At 71.8% G+C, this 17,827-nt stretch carries 14 protein-coding genes; 7 read left to right on the top strand and 7 right to left on the bottom strand.

The window, feature by feature from the left end; translation table 11 throughout:
- Window positions 1-13: 13 nt before the first annotated feature.
- Genes ACGFRG_RS08530 through ACGFRG_RS08520 form a run of 3 tightly spaced genes read right to left on the bottom strand, consistent with a single transcriptional unit; the run spans window position 14 to window position 2,818 of the window.
- On the bottom strand, window positions 14-925 hold the full coding sequence (locus tag ACGFRG_RS08530; RefSeq protein ID WP_361422961.1) for an ABC transporter ATP-binding protein: 912 nt from the start codon (window positions 923-925) through the stop codon (window positions 14-16).
- On the bottom strand, window positions 922-1,809 hold the full coding sequence (locus tag ACGFRG_RS08525) for an ABC transporter permease (protein ID WP_393262519.1): 888 nt from the start codon (window positions 1,807-1,809) through the stop codon (window positions 922-924). The genes ACGFRG_RS08530 and ACGFRG_RS08525 overlap by 4 nt, the downstream gene beginning before the upstream one ends.
- Complete coding sequence (locus ACGFRG_RS08520) at window positions 1,799-2,818, bottom strand: ABC transporter ATP-binding protein (protein ID WP_393262735.1); 1,020 nt, start codon at window positions 2,816-2,818, stop codon at window positions 1,799-1,801. Before ACGFRG_RS08520 ends, ACGFRG_RS08525 begins: the two co-directional genes overlap by 11 nt.
- Window positions 2,819-3,087: 269 nt before the next feature.
- Between ACGFRG_RS08520 and ACGFRG_RS08515 the strand changes: the two genes are divergently transcribed.
- The 6 genes from ACGFRG_RS08515 (at window position 3,088) to ACGFRG_RS08490 (ending at window position 9,119) form a co-directional block, all read left to right on the top strand.
- The gene (locus ACGFRG_RS08515; RefSeq protein ID WP_361422967.1) at window positions 3,088-3,936 is read left to right on the top strand and encodes a M24 family metallopeptidase; all 849 of its coding nucleotides are present in this window, start codon (window positions 3,088-3,090) and stop codon (window positions 3,934-3,936) included.
- Complete coding sequence (locus tag ACGFRG_RS08510) at window positions 3,933-5,717, top strand: SDR family oxidoreductase (RefSeq protein WP_361422970.1); 1,785 nt, start codon at window positions 3,933-3,935, stop codon at window positions 5,715-5,717. Before ACGFRG_RS08515 ends, ACGFRG_RS08510 begins: the two co-directional genes overlap by 4 nt.
- Entirely contained in the window at window positions 5,714-6,643 is a 930-nt protein-coding gene (locus ACGFRG_RS08505) for a metal-dependent hydrolase (protein WP_361422973.1), read from the top strand. Before ACGFRG_RS08510 ends, ACGFRG_RS08505 begins: the two co-directional genes overlap by 4 nt.
- A 169-nt stretch (window positions 6,644-6,812) precedes the next feature.
- Entirely contained in the window at window positions 6,813-7,709 is an 897-nt protein-coding gene (locus ACGFRG_RS08500) for a MerR family transcriptional regulator (protein ID WP_393262732.1), read from the top strand.
- 324 nt (window positions 7,710-8,033) lie between these two features.
- Window positions 8,034-8,558, top strand: a complete 525-nt coding sequence (locus ACGFRG_RS08495) for an RNA 2'-phosphotransferase (protein WP_393262515.1) — start codon at window positions 8,034-8,036, stop codon at window positions 8,556-8,558.
- Between the two features lie 99 nt (window positions 8,559-8,657).
- Complete coding sequence (locus ACGFRG_RS08490; RefSeq protein ID WP_361423428.1) at window positions 8,658-9,119, top strand: hypothetical protein; 462 nt, start codon at window positions 8,658-8,660, stop codon at window positions 9,117-9,119.
- 43 nt (window positions 9,120-9,162) lie between these two features.
- On the opposite strand, the gene ACGFRG_RS08485 is transcribed toward ACGFRG_RS08490, so the two are convergent.
- Window positions 9,163-10,059: an LLM class flavin-dependent oxidoreductase gene (locus ACGFRG_RS08485; protein ID WP_361422979.1), complete on the bottom strand. Its 897-nt coding sequence runs from the start codon at window positions 10,057-10,059 to the stop codon at window positions 9,163-9,165.
- A 205-nt stretch (window positions 10,060-10,264) separates the two neighbouring features.
- Here ACGFRG_RS08485 and ACGFRG_RS08480 point away from each other — a divergent pair, with 205 nt between their 5' ends.
- On the top strand, window positions 10,265-11,194 hold the full coding sequence (locus ACGFRG_RS08480; protein ID WP_361422982.1) for a Cof-type HAD-IIB family hydrolase: 930 nt from the start codon (window positions 10,265-10,267) through the stop codon (window positions 11,192-11,194).
- 12 nt (window positions 11,195-11,206) lie between these two features.
- On the opposite strand, the gene ACGFRG_RS08475 is transcribed toward ACGFRG_RS08480, so the two are convergent.
- From ACGFRG_RS08475 to cydD, 3 genes are all read right to left on the bottom strand, one after another.
- Window positions 11,207-12,286, bottom strand: a complete 1,080-nt coding sequence (locus tag ACGFRG_RS08475; protein WP_361422985.1) for a peptidoglycan DD-metalloendopeptidase family protein — start codon at window positions 12,284-12,286, stop codon at window positions 11,207-11,209.
- A 156-nt stretch (window positions 12,287-12,442) separates the two neighbouring features.
- Window positions 12,443-14,173, bottom strand: a complete 1,731-nt coding sequence (locus ACGFRG_RS08470) for a GAF domain-containing sensor histidine kinase (protein WP_393262512.1) — start codon at window positions 14,171-14,173, stop codon at window positions 12,443-12,445.
- Between the two features lie 111 nt (window positions 14,174-14,284).
- Window positions 14,285-17,800, bottom strand: coding sequence for a thiol reductant ABC exporter subunit CydD (cydD, locus tag ACGFRG_RS08465; protein WP_393262510.1), 3,516 nt, complete (start codon window positions 17,798-17,800; stop codon window positions 14,285-14,287).
- Window positions 17,801-17,827: the final 27 nt, after the last annotated feature.

Raw genomic sequence — 17,827 nt, 5'->3', positions numbered from 1 at the left:
CTCACAGCTCCTTTCAGGCCGCTACGAGGTAGGAGAAGACGGATTCCAGCGACTCGTCGGACGGCGAGACCGCCAGCAGCCGGATCCCGTGCGCCTTCGCGACCTGCGGGAGCAGGGTCGTGAACCGCCCGAAGTCGACCGCCTGGATGCGCAGCGCGCCCTCCTTGAGGTCCACCTCGATCCCGGCCGTGGACGGGTCGGCGATCAGCGCGGCGGCGAGCGCGCGGTCGTCGCTGGAGCGGACCAGATAGCGGTGCGGGCGGTCCGTCATCAGCCGGCGGATCTTGCGGAAGTCACCGCTCGCCGCGTGCCGCCCGGCCACGATCACCTCGATGTGCGCGGCGAGCTGCTCGACCTCTTCGAGGATGTGGGACGAGAACAGAACCGTGCGCCCCTCGGCGCCCATCCGCCGCAGCAGATCCATCAGCTGCATGCGCTGGCGCGGGTCCATCCCGTTGAACGGCTCGTCGAGCAGCAGCACGGACGGGTCGTGGACCAGCGCGGACGCCATCTTCACGCGCTGGCGCATGCCCTTGCTGTACGTCTGGATCCTGCGGTCCTGCGCGTACTCCATCTCGACCGTGGACAGCGCCTGTTGGGCTTCCCTGGCGCCGAGCCCGTGCAGTTCGGCGTTGGCGACGACGAACTCGCGCCCGGTGAGGAAGTCGTACATCGCCTCGCGCTCGGGAACGATGCCGATCTGGCGGTACACCTCCTCGTTGCGCCAGATGGGGCGCCCGTCGAGCGTCACGCTTCCCGTCGAGGGGGCGAGGAAACCACCCATCATGTTGATGAGCGTGGACTTTCCGGCGCCGTTGGGGCCGAGCAGCCCGGTCACTCCCGGGCCGATCGACATGGTGACGTCGTTGACGGCCACCACATTTCCGAACCAGCGCGAGGTGTGGTCGATGTCGATGGTTGTCACAGCCCGACCTTCCGGTAGCGGCGCATCAGGACGGCGTACGAGCCGAGGATCAGCGCGAGGACGACGAGCAGGTACACCACGCCCACGCCCGCGTCCGGCCCCGCGCGGCCCGGGAAGGCGGAGGTGGCGCCGAGGAAGGCGGTCTGCACCCCGTCGATGAGCGTGATGGGGGAGAAGAGCCCGAGCCACTTGATGACGCCGGTGGACTGCTGGTCGAAGGCGACGCCCTGGACCGCGGAGACCGCTCCGTAGGAGATGGTCAGCACGGCGATGACGGCGGCGACTCCGAAGCCGCGGCGCGGGGTGAGCGCCGAGACCACCAGGCCGATGCCGGCGAAGAGCAGCGAGAGCAGCACCACGGAGACCAGTCCCTGTGCGAACCCCTTGGTCTGGTCCGCGAAGTCGAGTTTGGCGAGCAGCGCGCCCACGTAGAGGACCACGAGGGGCGCCGCCGTCAGGATGAACAGCGCCGAGGCCATCGCCGCGTACTTGGCGAGGACGTAGTCCACGCGCTCGATGGGCCGCGAGAAGTACAGCGGCACCGTACGAAAGCGCAGGTCGCGCGAGACGGTCTGCGGGGCCTGGGCGGCGATGTAGAGGCCGATGACGGCCTGCATCAGGACCGCGTTGCGCGTGTAGTCCACCGGCAGGTCGTTGGCCTTGGTGGCGATGGCGACCGCGACCATGATGGTGGCCGGCACGCACATCACCGCGAAGAGCAGCATCGGCAGCACCTTAGACTTGGCGCTGCGGCCCAGTCCGTAGGCGCCGCGCAGCGACTGCGAGAACAGCGAGCGCCGTGCGTACGCCCGCCCCAGGCGCGCCCCGTCGTAGTTGCGGTAGCCGATGTTGTGGATCTGGGTCTGTGTGGCCTCAGCCGCCATGGCTGCCGCCTCCGTTCTGCCGTGCGGCGGTGGCGGCCCAGGCGGCGGCGCGCTCGGAGACGGGCTCCGGTGCCTGGGCCGGGGTCTTGAAGACCTCCGCGATGTGGTGGCGGCGCTGCTCCATCCGTACGAGCCCGAGGCCGAGCCCCACGACGGTGTCGCGCACGACGTCGTACGTCTCCTCGCCCGCGTCCTCGATCAGCAGGATGTGCCCGGCGCCCGGCAGACCGTCCTCCACGCCCGCGTGGAGCGTAAGTCCGGCCTGAGTCAGCGCGCCGCGCAGGGCCTGCGCGCCGTCCGGGTACGCGTCGGAGTCGGTGACCTCGACCGCCAGGGTCGTGGTCATCTGGGTGAAGTCGCTGGTGGAGCTGGAGCGCAGCAGCTTGCCGCCGTCGATGACCACTACGTGGTCACAGGTGCGCTCCAGCTCGCCGAGGAGGTGCGAGGTGACCAGGACCGAGATGCCGAAGTCGGTGTGGATGCGCCGGATGAGCCCGAGCATCTCGTCGCGGCCGACCGGGTCGAGCCCGTTGGTCGGCTCGTCGAGCAGCACCAGCTGCGGGTCGTGGACGAGCGCCTGGGCGAGCTTGACCCGCTGCTTCATGCCGGTCGAGTAGCCGCCGATGGGGCGGTACCGCTCCTCGTAGAGCCCGACGTGGCGCAGGGTGTCGGCGGTGCGCTCGCGGGCGGCGGTCACCGGAAGACCCGACATGCGCGCCATGTGCACGACGAACTCGGTGGCCGAGACGTCGGGCGGCAGGCAGTCGTGCTCCGGCATGTAGCCGACCCGCTCGCGGATCGCACTGCCGCTGGTGGCGACGTCGAGACCCAGCACGGCGGCACTGCCCTCGGTGGCGGGCGAGAGGCCGAGAAGGATCTTGATCAACGTCGACTTGCCGGCCCCGTTGGCACCCACCAGGCCGGTCACACCGGGCCCGATGTCCAAGGAGAGCCGGTCAAGCGCGGTCACCCGGGGGAACCGCTTGCTCAGGCTTTCGGTCGCGATCACATTCACACTTCGACGGTAGTGGCGCAGGCCACATCGATCGTCAGACCAGGCGGCTGGATCCACGTGCGACTCAAGAGGTACGGCCCCTAGGGGAAGCCCTACGCAAGAGTGACGGACCCCCGGGAAAGCGCCCCGAACGGGGCACGGAGTTGTTCACATCCCCCTACTTGTCCACAGGCAGGCGCACAGCCCTTGACGTAGCCGCCGGGCATTGTCACATTCATCAGTGTCAAGTTACGCACGCGTACGACGACAGGGGTGTGGGCGCGATGCCAACGGCGGTGAATGCTGAACTCGACACGCGGCTCAGCGGGTTCAGGGAAGTGCAGCGTCTCGCGTACGAGTGCGCGGAGGCCGTCGCGGCCCAGCTCAAGCCGGGTGTGACGGAGCGCGAGGCGGCGCGGATGCAGCGCAGGTGGCTGCACGAGCGCGGCGTGCGCGACTGGTTCCATCTGCCGTTCGCCTGGTTCGGGGACCGCACCGCGTTCGTGGACTTCAAGGTCCCGCTCCAGTTCTTCCCGACCGGTCGGCGGTTGGAGGCGGGGATGCCGTTCATCCTCGACATGGCCCCGGTCTACAAGGGCTTCACGGCGGACATCGGCTACTCGGGCTGCCTGGGGCTCAACCCCGTGCACGACCGGCTCCTCGCCGATCTGGAGTCGCACCGGGAGCTGATCCTGCGCGAGGTCCGCGAGAAACGCCCGCTGCGCGAGATCTACGAGGACGTGGACCGCCTCATGGTCCGCCAGGGGTACGCCAACCGGCACCGCGCCTACCCGTTCGGCGTGATCGCGCACAAGATCGACGAGGTCAGGGAGCGCCGCTGGTCGCCGACCGTGTTCGGCTTCGGCACCCAGGCCCTGAAGGGCCTGGCGAGCGACGCGCTGCACGGCCACCGGGACGGCTGGTCCCCGCTGTGGAGCCCCTACAAGTTCTCCGACCACCCGCCCCGGCCGGGGCTGTGGGCGGTCGAGCCGCACCTCGGATTCCGGGGTACGGGCGCGAAGTTCGAGGAGATCCTGGTCGTCACCGACTCCAAGGACCCGGAACAGAGCGCGTTCTGGCTGGACGACGACCTGCCGCATGTGCGGCGCTGGGCCGAGGAGAAGGCGGCGTGAGCGTGGGAGACCGGGCGGGCAACGGCATCGAGGGCGCGCGCGAGCGCTGGGTGCGCACAGGAGGGATCGAGCTGTGTGTCGCCGAGCTCGGCGACACACAGCAGCCGACCGTCGTGCTGGTGCACGGCTACCCGGACAGCAAGGAGGTGTGGTCGGAGGTCGCCGTGCGGCTGTCCGAGCGCTTCCACGTGGTGCTGTACGACGTACGCGGACACGGCAGATCCACCGCCCCGTCCCCGCTGCGCGGCGGCTTCACCCTGGAGAAGCTGACCGATGACTTCCTGGCGGTCGTCGACGCGGTGAGCCCCGACAAGCCGGTGCACCTGGTGGGCCACGACTGGGGCTCGGTGCAGTCCTGGGAGTTCGTCACGGTCAAGCGCACCGAGGGCCGGATCGCCTCCTTCACCTCGATGTCCGGCCCGTCCCTCGACCACTTCGGGCACTGGATCAAGACCCGGATGACCCGACCGACCCCGCGCCGGGTGGGCCAGCTCCTCGGCCAGGGCGCCAAGTCCTGGTACGTGTACATGCTGCACACCCCGGTGCTCCCGGAGCTCGCCTGGCGCGGCCCGCTCGGCAAGCGGTGGCCGCAGATCCTGGAGCGCGTCGAGAAGGTCCCGGCCGACGGCTATCCCACCGCCTCCCTGCCCCAGGACGCGGCGCACGGCGCCTGGCTCTACCGGGACAACGTCCGCGCCCGGCTGCGCCGCCCGCGCGCCGACGCGTACGCGCATGTGCCGGTCCAGCTGATCACGCCGACCGGGGACGCGTTCCTGTCCGAGCGGCTCTACGACGACCTTGAGCTCTGGGCGCCCCAGTTGGTGCGTCGCACCCTGCCCGCCAAGCACTGGGTCCCCCGCACCCGGCCCGACCGGCTGGCCGCCTGGATCACCGAGTTCATCACCGCCAACGAGGACGGCGTCAGCGCCAAGGACGCCGTCGCCACCGGCCCCCACGCCGACCGCTTCGGCGGCCAGCTGGTCCTGGTGACCGGCGCGGCCAGCGGCATCGGCCGGGCCACCGCCTTCGCGTTCGCCGAGGCCGGAGCGCGCGTCGTCGCCGTGGACCGGGACGCCGAGGGCGCGGCCCGGACCGCCGAGATGTCGCGGCTCATCGGCGCTCCCCAGGCCTGGGCCGAGACGGTCGACGTCGCCGACGAGCAGGCGATGGAGAAGCTCGCCGAGAAGGTCGCCGCCGAGTACGGGATCGTCGACGTCCTGGTGAACAACGCCGGGATCGGCCTGTCCGGCTCGTTCTTCGACACCACCACCGAGGACTGGAAGAAGGTCCTCGACGTCAATCTGTGGGGCGTCATCCACGGCTGCCGGATCTTCGGCAAGCAGATGGCCGAGCGCGGCCAGGGCGGCCACATCGTCAACACCGCCTCGGCCGCCGCCTACCAGCCCTCCAAGGCACTCCCCGCGTATTCGACGACCAAGGCCGCCGTCCTGATGCTCAGCGAGTGCCTGCGCGCCGAGCTGGCCGGGCAGGGCATCGGCGTCAGCGCGATCTGCCCCGGCTTCGTCAACACCAACATCACCTCCACCGCACGCTTCGCCGGGACCGACGAGGCGGAGGAGAAGCGCCGCCAGAAGAAGTCCGCCCGGCTGTACGGCCTGCGCAACTATCCGCCGGAGAAGGTCGCTTCGGCGATCCTGCGCGCGGTGGTGAAGAACCAGGCCGTGGTGCCGGTGACGCCGGAGGCCCGCGGCGCCCACCTCATGTCCCGCTTCGCCCCCCGCACCCTGCGCGCGATAGCCCGATTGGAGCCGCCGCTGTGAGCACCGAGCGCCTCGACGGCGCGGGCCCGGACCACTACCGGATCACTCCGCGCCGGGTCTCGTTCGACTGGCACGAGACCCCGCTGCACTGGATACCCGACGAGCCCACCGCCACCCATGTCATCAATGTGCTCCACCTGCTGCTCCCGGCGGGCGAACGCTGGTTCGTGAAGGTCTTCAAGGAAGCCCTTCCGCTGGTCACCGACCCGGTGCTGCTCAAGGACGTCAAGGGTTTCATGGGCCAGGAGGCCACCCACAGCGTCCAGCACGCCCACGTCCTCGACCACCTCGCCGAGCAGCGGCTCGACACCACCTCCTATACCCGGCACGTCGACTTCCTCTTCGACAAACTCCTCGGCGAGCGGCCCCCGTTCGGGGCGCCGATACCGACCCAGGAGTGGCTGCGCTTCCGCCTCTCGCTGATCGCCGCGATCGAGCAGTTCACGGCGGTCCTGGGCGACTGGGTACTGCACGCCGAAGCCCTCGACCGGGCCGGCTGCGACCCCGTCATGCTCGACCTGCTGCGCTGGCACGGCGCCGAGGAGGTCGAACACCGCGCCGTCGCCTTCGACATGTACCAGCACTGCGGCGGCGAGGGCCTGCCCCTGTACGCCCGCCGCGTCTACGGGATGGCCTGGGCCGCCCCGGTCCTGCTCTGGCTCTGGGTCTGGGGCGCCCACTACCTCATCCGCCACGACCCCCAACTCGCCGGCCGGCTGCGCTACTCACTGCGTGAGCACAACCGGGCCGTCCACAAGGGTCTGCTGCCCAGCTGGAAGGAGCTCGGCACGGCCATACCCCGCTACTTCCGGCGGTCGTACCATCCCTCGCAGGAGGGCTCCCTGCGCAAGGCCGTCGAATATCTCGCGACCTCGCCGGCGGCCCGCGCGGCGGCGGGTGCGGTGGGCCGTGCCGCCCTGGGGTAAGGGAGACGGTGTGTCCGGACAGCCAGCAGTACAGTCGTCCGCGTCGTCGGTCCATCTGCCGGTCCAGGTGACGGCCCAGTCGCCGGTCGAGCCTTCGGGTCAGCCGTCGCTCCACCCTTCGGTTCAGTCCTCGTCTCAGCCCTCCGTCCAGTCGTCCGCCGAGTACCGGATCGAGGATCTGGCCCACGCGAGCGGCGCCACGGTCCGTACGATCCGCGCCTACCAGGACCGGGGTCTGCTGCCCCGGCCCGAGCGGCGCGGCCGGTCCAATGTGTACGGCGACACGCATCTGGCCCGGCTGCGCCAGATCGCCGATCTGCTGGACCGCGGCTACACCCTCGCCTCCATCAAGGAGCTCCTGGAGGCCTGGGACGCGGGACGCGGTCTCGGCGGTGTCCTCGGCCTGGTCGCCGAGGTCAGCGGCCCCTGGACCGACGAGGAGGCCGCCCGGATCTCCCGCGCCGATCTGGACGCCACCTTCGGCGGCGTGCCCGACGAGCAGGCCGTCCGCGACGCGGTCGAACTCGGCATCCTGGAACGCATCCCCGGCAACGACAGCGAGTTCCTGGTCCCCAGCCCCCAGGAGCTCGCGGTGGCCGCCGAGCTCTATGCCGCCGGTGTCCCCCTGGGCGCCATCTCCGGGCATCTGCGCGAACTGCGCGGCCAGGTCGAGCACATCGCGGCCCGCTTCCTCGACTTCACCACGGAACACGTCTTCGCCCGCTATCTGGGCCACCGCCCGCCGACCGACGCCGACGCCGCCGAGGCCGCCGGGCTCGTACGTCGGCTTCGCCCCCTGGCCCAGCAGACCGTGGACGCCGAACTCGCCCGCGCCATGCGCCTGTTCGCCACGCGCCATCTCCAGCGCCACCTCGGCGCCGCGGACCCGATCGCCCCAAGCGGCCCCGACCCCCGGCCGGTCGCCCTTCCGGCGGACACCGTCAGCGCGGTCGAGTCCCTGGTCGGCTCGGAGAACGTCACGGCGTTCATCTCCGCCGCGGCCCAACGCGAGGTTCAGGCCCGCACGTTGGATGCCCTCACAGCCCACCACTTGTCCACAGATTAGCCACAAGCCCTGTGGATAACCGCACTTGTCTGTGGATCAAACCTAACTGACCGTCATCGAGACGTGATTGGCGTCACTTGGCAGGCCACACGGCAGCTCCGGCGCGCTCCGGGTACTTGGCGGTAATGAAGGCGGGCACGGCGAACCCGGCGTGGGCCGTAGCGCCCGGCTCACGCGGGAAATTGGCGTGCCTGGGCTCCGCCGCCCCGGCACCCTGGCCGCATGAGCGAAACACCGGACAGAACACTGGACGTAACGCCGGACAGGACATCGGACCGGACGTCGGACCGGACGTCGGACCGGACGGACAACGACAGACGCACCGTGAAGGTGTCCAAGTACCTGTCGAAACACCTGCGCCACCGGCCCGAGCGGATCGGGATCACTCTCGATCCGCACGGCTGGGTGGAGATCGACACCCTGTTGCGCGCGGCGGCGGCGCACCACTTCCCCATCACCCGCGCCGAGCTCGACCACGTCGTGGCCGTCAACGACAAGCGCCGGTTCGCGGTCGAGGGCGACCGGATCAGGGCCAGCCAGGGGCACACCGTCGAGGTCGACCTGGATCTCCCGGACGCCGAGCCGCCCGCGTACCTCTATCACGGCACCGTGCCCCGCAGTCTGGACGCGATCCGGGCCGAGGGGCTGCGGCCCATGGCCCGCCACCATGTCCATCTCTCGGCCGACCGCGAGACCGCGACCCGGGTCGGTGCCCGGCGCGGCCGTCCGGTCGTACTGAGCGTGGACGCCGCGGCGATGCGCCGGGACGGCCATGTCTTCCGGGTCAGCGCCAACGGGGTCTGGCTCACCGGCTCCGTACCGCCGAGGTATCTCCGCTTCCCCGGCTGACCCTGGTCGGCGCACCGAGCTGACGCGATCGACTCCCCTGCCGCCGACCGCAGGCGCATCCGCGGGCACCCGCAGGCGCCGGCTGACATGATCGACCGCATGGCCCATCCGCATCTGCCCAGCACCGAGAGCGCGGTCACCGCGATCCGCGAGATCGCGAGCGCGTACAACCTCGCCGTCGAGGTCACCGACGACATCGGCGCCGACCGCTCCTCGCGCCGCACGTCGTCCGGCGCCTTCGCCGTGCTGGACCCGGACGGCTCGCTGCCGCACGAGGCGTTCGTGGAGCTCGGCGGCTCGCCCGCCGTCACCGTGCAGGTCTTCGCCGAGGACGACGCGAAGATCACCGTCGACGGTGTGGAGTTCAACGACGTACCGCGCGACGCGGTCCCCGCCTTCCTCCGCTCGGTCTACGGCGGCCTCGCCTACGTCAAGGGCCGCTTCTTCCCGCCGGGCTGGTGGCTGGTCGTGCCGCTGCCCGGCGACGAGACGTACAAGGAGATCGTTCTCGGCGGCACGCTCACGCCCTGGCTGAGCGGACGCGTACGCGCGAAGAGCTGAGCGGGGGCGAGCACGCGAGGAGAGCCGCCCGGGGGCTCCGGCGTCAGCGCAGCTGCGCCAGCCCCTCCAGGGCGATCTGCTCGAACACCTTCCGGTCGGCGGCGAAGTCCGAGTCCGGGATCGGCGCGTGCAGGACGATCTCCGTGATGCCGAGCTCGAAGTGCCGGCCCGCGAAGTCGACGAAGGAGTCGAGCGACTCCAGGACCCGGCCGGGCTCCGGCGTGAAGCCGGTGAGCAGGATCTTGTCCAGCTCGTCCACCTCACGGCCGATGTCGTCGCAGGCCTCACCGAGCTTCTTGATCTGGCCGCGGACGGCCTCGACCGACTGCTCGGGCGTGCCCGACTCGAAGAGCTTCGGGTCGCCCGTCGTCACCCACGCCTGGCCGTGCCGCGCCGCCAGCTTCAGCCCGCGCGGACCGGTCGCCGCCACCGCGAACGGCAGCCGCGGCCGCTGCACACAGCCCGGGATGTTGCGCGCCTCGACCGCCGAGTACAGGGCGCCCTCGTGCGTCACCGCGTCCTCGGTGAGCAGCCGGTCCAGGAGCGGCACGAACTCGGCGAAGCGGTCGGCCCGCTCGCGCGGCGTCCACGCCTCCTGCCCGAGCGCGGTGGCGTCGAAGCCGTTGCCGCCCGCCCCGATGCCGAGCGTGATCCGGCCGTTCGACACGTCGTCGAGGGTGATCAGGTCCTTGGCGAGGGTCACGGGGTGCCGGAAGTTCGGCGAGGTGACCAGCGTGCCGAGCCGCATCCGGGAGGTCGCGGCGGCAGCGGCGGTCAGCGTCGGCACCGCGCCGAACCACGGCCCGTCGCGGAACGTCCGCCAGGACAGGTGGTCGTAGGTGTACGCGGTGTGGAAGCCCAGCTCCTCGGCTCGCAGCCACTCGTCGCGACCGCCGTCGTGCCAGCGGCGTACCGGAAGAATCACAGTGCTCAGACGCATACGTACGACACTAACGTCTCCCTCCGACACTCATGGAGCCGTGATGTGCCACTCAGGGAGCCGTCACGATGCTCATACGGCCGCGGGCCGCCGACCACTGGACGGCTGCTGACGGCCGGGGCCGGGAGACAGTCGAGGCGGCGACGCCCCCCGAGCGCCCACCCGTACGCCTCATGCGCCCCCTACGCCCCATCCGACCCGGCGCATGCACTCAGATGTGCGCTGTGTCGCACGCCCGTGCGCTCGTGTACGTGACAATGAACCTGTGACCTCAGCTACCGAGCCTGCCCCTGCCGAGCGCCCCGCCCCCGCCGTCCCCCGCCTCATCGCGACCGATCTCGACGGCACCCTGCTGCGCGACGACAAGACCGTCTCGGACCGTACGATCGCCGCGCTCGCGGCGGCCGAGAAGGCGGGGATCGAGGTCTTCTTCGTCACCGGCCGGCCCGCCCGGTGGATGGACGTCGTCAGTGCCCATGTGCACGGCCACGGCCTGGCCATCTGCGGCAACGGCGCGGCCGTCGTCGATCTGCACGGCGGGCCGGGCGAGCACCGGTTCGTCAAGGTCCGCCCGCTGGAGCGCGCCACCGCCCGGGAGGTCGTCGAGATTCTGCGCGCCGCCGCCCCCGGCGCCTCCTTCGCCGTCGAGCAGACCGGCGGGATACACCATGAGCCCGCCTATCCGCCGATGTTCATGGACGCGGCCACCAGCATCGGGCCCGCGGAGAAGCTGCTGGCCGAGGACGCCGACGCGGCCGACGACCACATCCTCAAGGTCCTCGCCCACCACCCCGAGCTCACGCCCGACGACTTCCTCGCCCTGGCCCGTACGGCCGTGGGCTCCCGCGCCGAGATCACCCGGTCCAGCCCGACCGCGCTCCTGGAGATCAGCGGCCCGGGCGTCTCCAAGGCGTCCACGCTCGAACTGTGCTGCGCGGAGCGCGGCATCACGCCCGCCGAGGTCGTCGCCTTCGGCGACATGCCCAATGACGTCGAGATGCTGACCTGGGCGGGCACGTCGTACGCCATGGGCAACGCCCACCCGGACGTGCTCGCCGCCGCCTCCGGGCGCACCGTCGCCAACAACGACGACGGCGTGGCGGTCGTCATCGAGCGGATCATCGACTCGCTCTGAGCCGCCCCGGCCTCACGACTCGTCCGGTTCCCCCTCGGCCGGGGTGCTTCGCAGTGTCACACCGCGCTCGCTCAGCCACGGGACCGGATCGACCGCCGAGCCCATTTCCGGGGTGAGCCGGATCTCGAAGTGGAGGTGCGGCCCGGTCGAGTTGCCGGTGGTGCCCGCCTGGCCGATGCACTGGCCGGTGCTCACCCGGTCGCCCTGGTCCACGGTCACCGCCGCCAGATGGGCGTACTGGGAGTAGTAGCCGCCGGGGTGAGCGATGATCACCTCGATCCCGAAGCCGCCGCCACAGGAGACCGAGACGACCCGGCCCGCGCCGACCGCCCGCACCGGCGTCCCGATGTCCACCGCGAAGTCCTGGCCGGTGTGGCGGTGCGCCCAGTGGTCGCCCGCGCTGTCGAAGCCCGCCGAGAGCCGGTACGTCTGGACCGGGGCCACCCACGCACCGGTGGGGCGGGTCTCGGGCGGGTCCTCAAGGCGTACCGCACCACGGCACTGACCTGCCGCGACGCTTCGGTCGGCCTCGCCCTGAAGCTCCCAGCGCGCCTCCTCCAAGCGTGCGGCGACCGACCTCTTGATGCGTTCGAGCTGATCCCTGCGGTCGGTCAGGTCGCGCCAGGCGGCCTGCGCCCGCCGCTCCGCCGAGGTGAGACGGACCTCCGCCCGCCGCGCCTTCCCGTAGAGCCGGGTCACGGCCAGTTCCGCCTGCCAGGCCAGCCGCTGACCGCGCATCAGCTCCTCCGGGTCGTCGGCGAGCAGCAGCTGCGCGGTGTACGCGATGGTGCCGCCGGTCCGGTACTGGGCGCGGGCCACCCGGCCCATGTCCGCGTGAAGCCGGTCGAGATCGTGCCGCCGCTCCGCGAGGAGCCGGTCGAAGTGCTCCGCCTTCGTCCGCTGCGCCTCGGCGGCCCGTCTGCCCTGTTCGTACGCGGTGGTCGCGTTGGCGGCATCCATGTACAGCCGCGCCACGGCCGCGCTCGTGCTGGGCACATCGGGTCCGTCGTCGGCCGTGGCGGCGGAGGTGAGCGGCCCGCCGAGGACACACAGGACCAGCGCGAGGGCCCTGCACCGGTGTCCGAGACGCATGTCCGGATCGTCGCGCGGCCGGGGCATGTTTCACGTGAAACACACCTCTCGTCCCGAGTGGCGCCCCCAAGTGGCCTACAGGCACCGGGCTTACCGGGCTTGCGGCCAAGCCGCGGCCCGCACCGAAGGCGGCCTGCTGATCCACCGGACAGCACCCTAGAGCGGGGCCTCCCACACCACCGTCGTGCCCCGGCCGTCCTCCCCGATGCCGGGTCCGTGGGTACTCGATCCGCCCAGCGCCTCGGCACGCCGCGCGAGGTTCCGCAGTCCGCTGCGGCGGCCGCCCTCCGGGATGCCGATGCCGTCGTCGGCGACCGTCAGACGTACGCCCGTTGTGCCGTCCGGCAGCTCGGCGGTGGCATCCACGACGACCTCGATACGGGATGCCCCGGCGTGCCGGAAGGCGTTGGACAGGGCCTCGCGCAGGGCCGCGATGAGGTTCTTGCCGGTGAGCTCGCCCACCAGGGCGTCGACCGGCCCGACGAAGCGGTGTGCGGGCTTGAAGCCGAGCGGCACGGCGGCCATGTTGATCTCGCGCAGCACCCGGGTGCGCAGACCGGACGGCGCCTCGGCGGGTCCCTGCTGGAGCGCGAAGATCGCCGTGCGGATCTCCTGGATGGTGACGTCCAGTTCGTCGACGGCCTTGCCGACGCCGACCTGCACCTCGGGCACGACCGACTTGCGCTGGGCGCCCTCCAGCATCATTCCGGTGGCGAACAGCCGCTGGATGACGAGGTCGTGGAGGTCGCGGGCGATCCGGTCGCGGTCCTCGTAGACCGCGAGCCGCTCCCGGTCGCGCTGTGCCTCCGCCATCATCAGCGCGAGCGCCGCCTGCGAGGCGAACTGGGTGGCCAGCGTCCGTTCGGCCTCGGTGAACGGACGGCCACCACGCGCGCGGGGCGTGGCCAGCGCACCCAGCACCCGACCCCCGCTGTGCAGCGGCAGCATCATGCTCGGCCCGTACCGCTGGGCCAGCTTGGTGATCATCCGGGGGTCGGTGGCCGCGTCGTCCACGAAGACGGCCTCGCCGTCCAGGAGAGTCGACACGACCGGGCTCTCCGGGGGGATCACGACGCCCAGCGACGTGCCGGGGTCGTCCGAGGAGACCGCGACGATCTCCAGACCGCCCTCCTCGGAGGGCAGCAGGACGATCCCGGCGGCCGAGTCGGCGAGGTGGCGGGCCTGCTCGGCGACGACCTCCAAGGCGTCGTCCGCGTCACCGCCGGAGAGCAGTGCGGTGGTGACGGCGACCGAACCGTCGATCCACCGCTCGCGCTGGCGCGCCGCCTCGTACAGCCGGGCGTTGCCGATCGCGATGCCCGCCTCGGTGGCGAGCACCCGCACCATGTGCAGGTCGTAGTCGTTGAACTCGGCGCCGTTCTTCTTCTCCGTCAGATAGAGGTTGCCGAAGATCTCGCCCTGCACCCGGATGGGGACGCCCAGGAAGGTCCGCATCGGCGGATGGTTCGGGGGGAAGCCCGCCGAGCGCGGATCGGCGGAGATCTCGGCGAGCCGCAGCGGCTCGGGGTGATGGATCAGCCAGCCGAGCAACCCCCGATGCCCGTCGGGGCGACGGCCGATCGCCGCCGCGTCCTCGGGCGCGATGCCGTACGTCACGAAGTCCGACAGGCCCTGCCGCGTCTCGTCGACGACGCCGATCGCGGCGTACCGGGCGTCCGCCAGCTCGGCGGCCGTCCCGCAGATCCGGTCGAGCGTGGAGTGCAGTTCCAGGCCGGTGCCGACGGAACGCATCGCCTCCAGAAGCTGCGGCACGCGCGCGGTGAGCTCGGTGGACAGGCCCTGCAGACTTCGGGTGGCCCGGGTCGCCGCTTCGAGCGCGTCATGGTCCTCGATGTCCTGGGGGTCCTTCGGATCCGGCACTGACATGCCCTTGAGCCTAGTAAGTCCCATTTGACGGGGAAAGTCGGGCCACGCGGCGGACGTGCCGGGCGAAGGGCTCGTACCCCGAAAAGCCCATGCCCGTACGGGAGACGGCACTCAGGCCGTCCTGGCCTCCTGAAGGAGGTCGCTCTCGCGTTCCCGCTCCAGCATCCGCCGCAGCGCCCCGTCGACCAGTGCGAGATCGTCGTACGCCCCACGCTGCGCGATGCGGCCCCCGTCGAGCACGACGACCTCGTCGACAGCCTCCAGGCCGCGCAGCCGGTGGGTGATCAGCACGGTCGTCCGGCCTTGAGTGGCGCGCAGCAGGTCCGCGCTGAGCGCGTCGGCCGTCGCCAGGTCCAGATGCTCGGCGGGTTCGTCCAGAACGAGCACGGGGAAGTCGGCGAGCAGCGCGCGAGCCAGCGCGAGCCGTTGACGCTGGCCTCCGGAGAGCCGTGCGCCGTGTTCCCCGACGAGCGTGTCGAGGCCGTCGGGCAGACCGTCCACCCAGTCGAGCAGCCGGGCCGCCGCCAGCGCCTCCCGCATCTCCTCCTCCCCGGCCCCGGTGTTGGCGAGCCGCAGGTTCTCCCGTACGGAGCTGTCGAAGATGTGGGCGTCCTGGGCGCACAGCCCGACGACACGGCGCACGTCGTCGCCCGCCAGCGCCGTCGCGTCCGTGCCGCCGATCCGGTACGTGCCCTGCCGCGCGTCCAGGAAGCGCAGGAGCACCTGGGCGAGGGTGGTCTTGCCGGAGCCGGACGGCCCGACGACGGCGACGCGCTTTCCCGGGGTGAGCGTCAGGGCGAAGTCGCCGAGCGCGTCCCGGTTCTGTCCTTCGTAGCGGGCACTCAGCCCGCGCACCTCCAGCGGGAACGGCGACGTCGGCGCGGTGGCCGGCACCTCCGGCTCCCGTACGGGCACGGGAGCGTCGAGCACTTCGTAGACACGTTCCGCGCTCCGCCGCACGCGCTGGCGCGCCTGTACGGCCAGGGGCAGGCCGCTGACGGCCTCGAACGCGGCGAGGGGCACCAGCACCACGACGGCGAGCCGCACCCCGTCCAGCCGTCCGGCGCCGACCGCCTGCACGCCGACCAGGGCGGCGCAGGCCACGGTCAGCCCGCAGACCAGCGCGGACAGCCCGCTGCCGAGCGCGGTGGCGGCGGCGCCCCGCGACGCGATCCGGGTCAGCGCCGAGTCGGCGTCCTTGACCTCCCGAGTGCGGCGGCCGAGCGCACCCGCCACCGCCAACTCACCTGTTCCGGTGAGCAGATCGACCACCCGTGTCGCCAGCAGGCCGCGCGCGGGCGCCAGTTGACGCTCGGCCCGTCGCGCACAGGCACCGCTGACCATCGGCACCGCGACCCCGGCGACCAGCAGCCCGGCCGCCAGCACGGCCCCCGCCTCCGGCAGCAGCCAGGCGGTGAAGCCCGAGGCGGCCACCGAGACGACGACCGCCACTGCGGCGGGCAGCGCCCAGCGGAGCCAGTAGTCCTGCAACTCGTCGACGTCCGCGACCAGTCGGGACAGCAGATCGCCGCGCCGAGTGGTGCGCAGCCCGGCCGGGGCGATCCGCTCCAGCCTGCGGTAGACCGCGACCCGCACCTCGGCGAGCATCCGCAGCACCGCGTCGTGGGACACCAGCCGCTCGGCGTACCGGAACACCGCCCGACCGATGCCGAACGCCCTCGTCGCCGTCACGGCCACCATCAGATAGAGCACCGGCGGCTGTTCGGAGGCTCGCGAGATGAGCCACCCGGACACGGCCATCAGCCCCACGGCCGACCCGAGCGCCAGCGCCCCCAGCAGCAGCGCGAGGGCGAGGCGCCCGCGCAGCCCACGGGCGGTTTCGCGCACCCGCGCGAGCACGTTCCGGGAGACGCCTTCCCGGCTGGGATCCGGCACCGGCCCGTCGTCCGAAGCCTTCGGGACTGCCACAGGCGCCCGCTCCCCGGCCGGACCGGACACCGCGGCCCGCGCCGACGTGCTTTCCACGCCCGCCACGGGCCGCAGCTCGACCACCCGGTCCGCGACCGCGAGCAGCGCCGGCCGGTGCACCACGAGCAGTACCGTGCGGCCCGCCGACAGCCTCCGTACCGCCTCGACGATGCCCGCCTCGGTCTCGCCGTCCAGCGCCGCCGTCGGCTCGTCGAGCAGCAGGACCGGCCGGTCCGCGAGGAACGCCCGTGCCAGCGCGAGGCGTTGGCGCTGGCCGGCCGACAGTCCCGCGCCGCCTTCCCCGAGCTCCGTCCCGGCGCCTTCGGGCAGCGCCGTGACGAACTCCAGCGCGCCGGCCTCACGCAGGGCGTCCCGGACCGCCGCGTCGTCCGCGTCGGGCCGGGCCAGCCGTACGTTCTCAGCGATGGTCCCCGCGAACAGGTGCGGCCGCTGGGGGACCCAGGCCACCCGCTCCCGCCACCGCTCCAGCGAGAGCCCCGCGAGATCGGTACCGGCGATCCGCACCCGGCCCTCGTCCGGCGTCACGAACCCCAGCACCGCACTGAGCAGCGTCGACTTCCCGACCCCGCTCGGCCCCGTCAGGGCGACCGTCTCGCCCGGCTCCACCACCAGCGTTGCCGCATCCAACGACGGCTGCGTACGGCCCGGATGGCGAACCGTCACCCCGTCGACCTCGATCCGTACGGGACCGGCCGGTACCGCCCCCGTACCGCCCTCGGGCAGCGGGGTCTCCAGCACCTCGAAGATCTCCTCGGCGGCCGCAAGTCCCTCCGCCGCCGCGTGGTACTGCGCCCCGACCTGCCGCAGCGGCAGATACGCCTCGGGCGCGAGGACCAGGATCACCAGGCCCGTGTAGAGGTCCATGTCCCCGTGTACCAGTCGCATGCCGATGCCGACGGCGACCAGCGCCACCGACAGGGTCGCGAGGAGCTCAAGGGCGAACGACGACAGGAACGCGATCCGCAGGGTCTTCAGCGTGGCCCGGCGGTACTGCGAGGTGATCGTGCGGATCGACTCGGCCTGCGCCTTGGCCCGGCCGAACACCTTCAGCGTCGGCAGTCCGGCGACCACGTCCAGGAAGTGCCCCGACAAACGTGAGAGCAGCCTCCACTGGCGGTCCGTCTGTGCCTGGGTCGCCCAGCCGATGAGCGCCATGAACAGGGGGATCAGCGGGAGGGTGACCACGATGGTCGCGGCCGACACCCAGTCCTCGGTGACGATCCTCGCCAGCACCGCCACGGGTACCACCACCGCGAGGCCCAGCTGCGGCAGATAGCGCGCGAAGTAGTCGTCGAGCGCGTCCACTCCCCGGGTGGCCAGCGCGACCAGCGAACCGGTGCGCTGTCCGCTCAGCCACTCCGGCCCCAGCTGTGCCGCCCGCTCAAGGAGCCGCCCGCGCAGCTCCGACTTGACCGCCGCGCTCGCCCGGTGCGCGGCGAGTTCGGTCAGCCATGACACCAGCCCCCGTCCGACCGCGACCCCCGCGAGAAGCAGCAGGGGAGTCCGCAGCCCGGCCGCGTCGAGGTCGTGCTGGAACGCCCCCACCACCACTTCGGCGATGAGCATCGCCTGCGCGACGACCAGCCCGGCCCCGACCAGACCGAGGCCGACGACGGCCCCGAGGAAGAGGCGGGTGGCACGGGCGTATCGGAGCAGCCGCGGATCGATCGGTTTCACGTGAAACATCCCCTCGAAGGGCCAGGG

It is taken from the genome of Streptomyces sp. NPDC048696, from assembly GCF_043198895.1.
In the GTDB taxonomy this organism is placed as follows: domain Bacteria; phylum Actinomycetota; class Actinomycetes; order Streptomycetales; family Streptomycetaceae; genus Streptomyces.
Note: the sequence above shows the minus strand (reverse complement) of the source record. Positions and strands in the feature narration are given on the sequence as shown.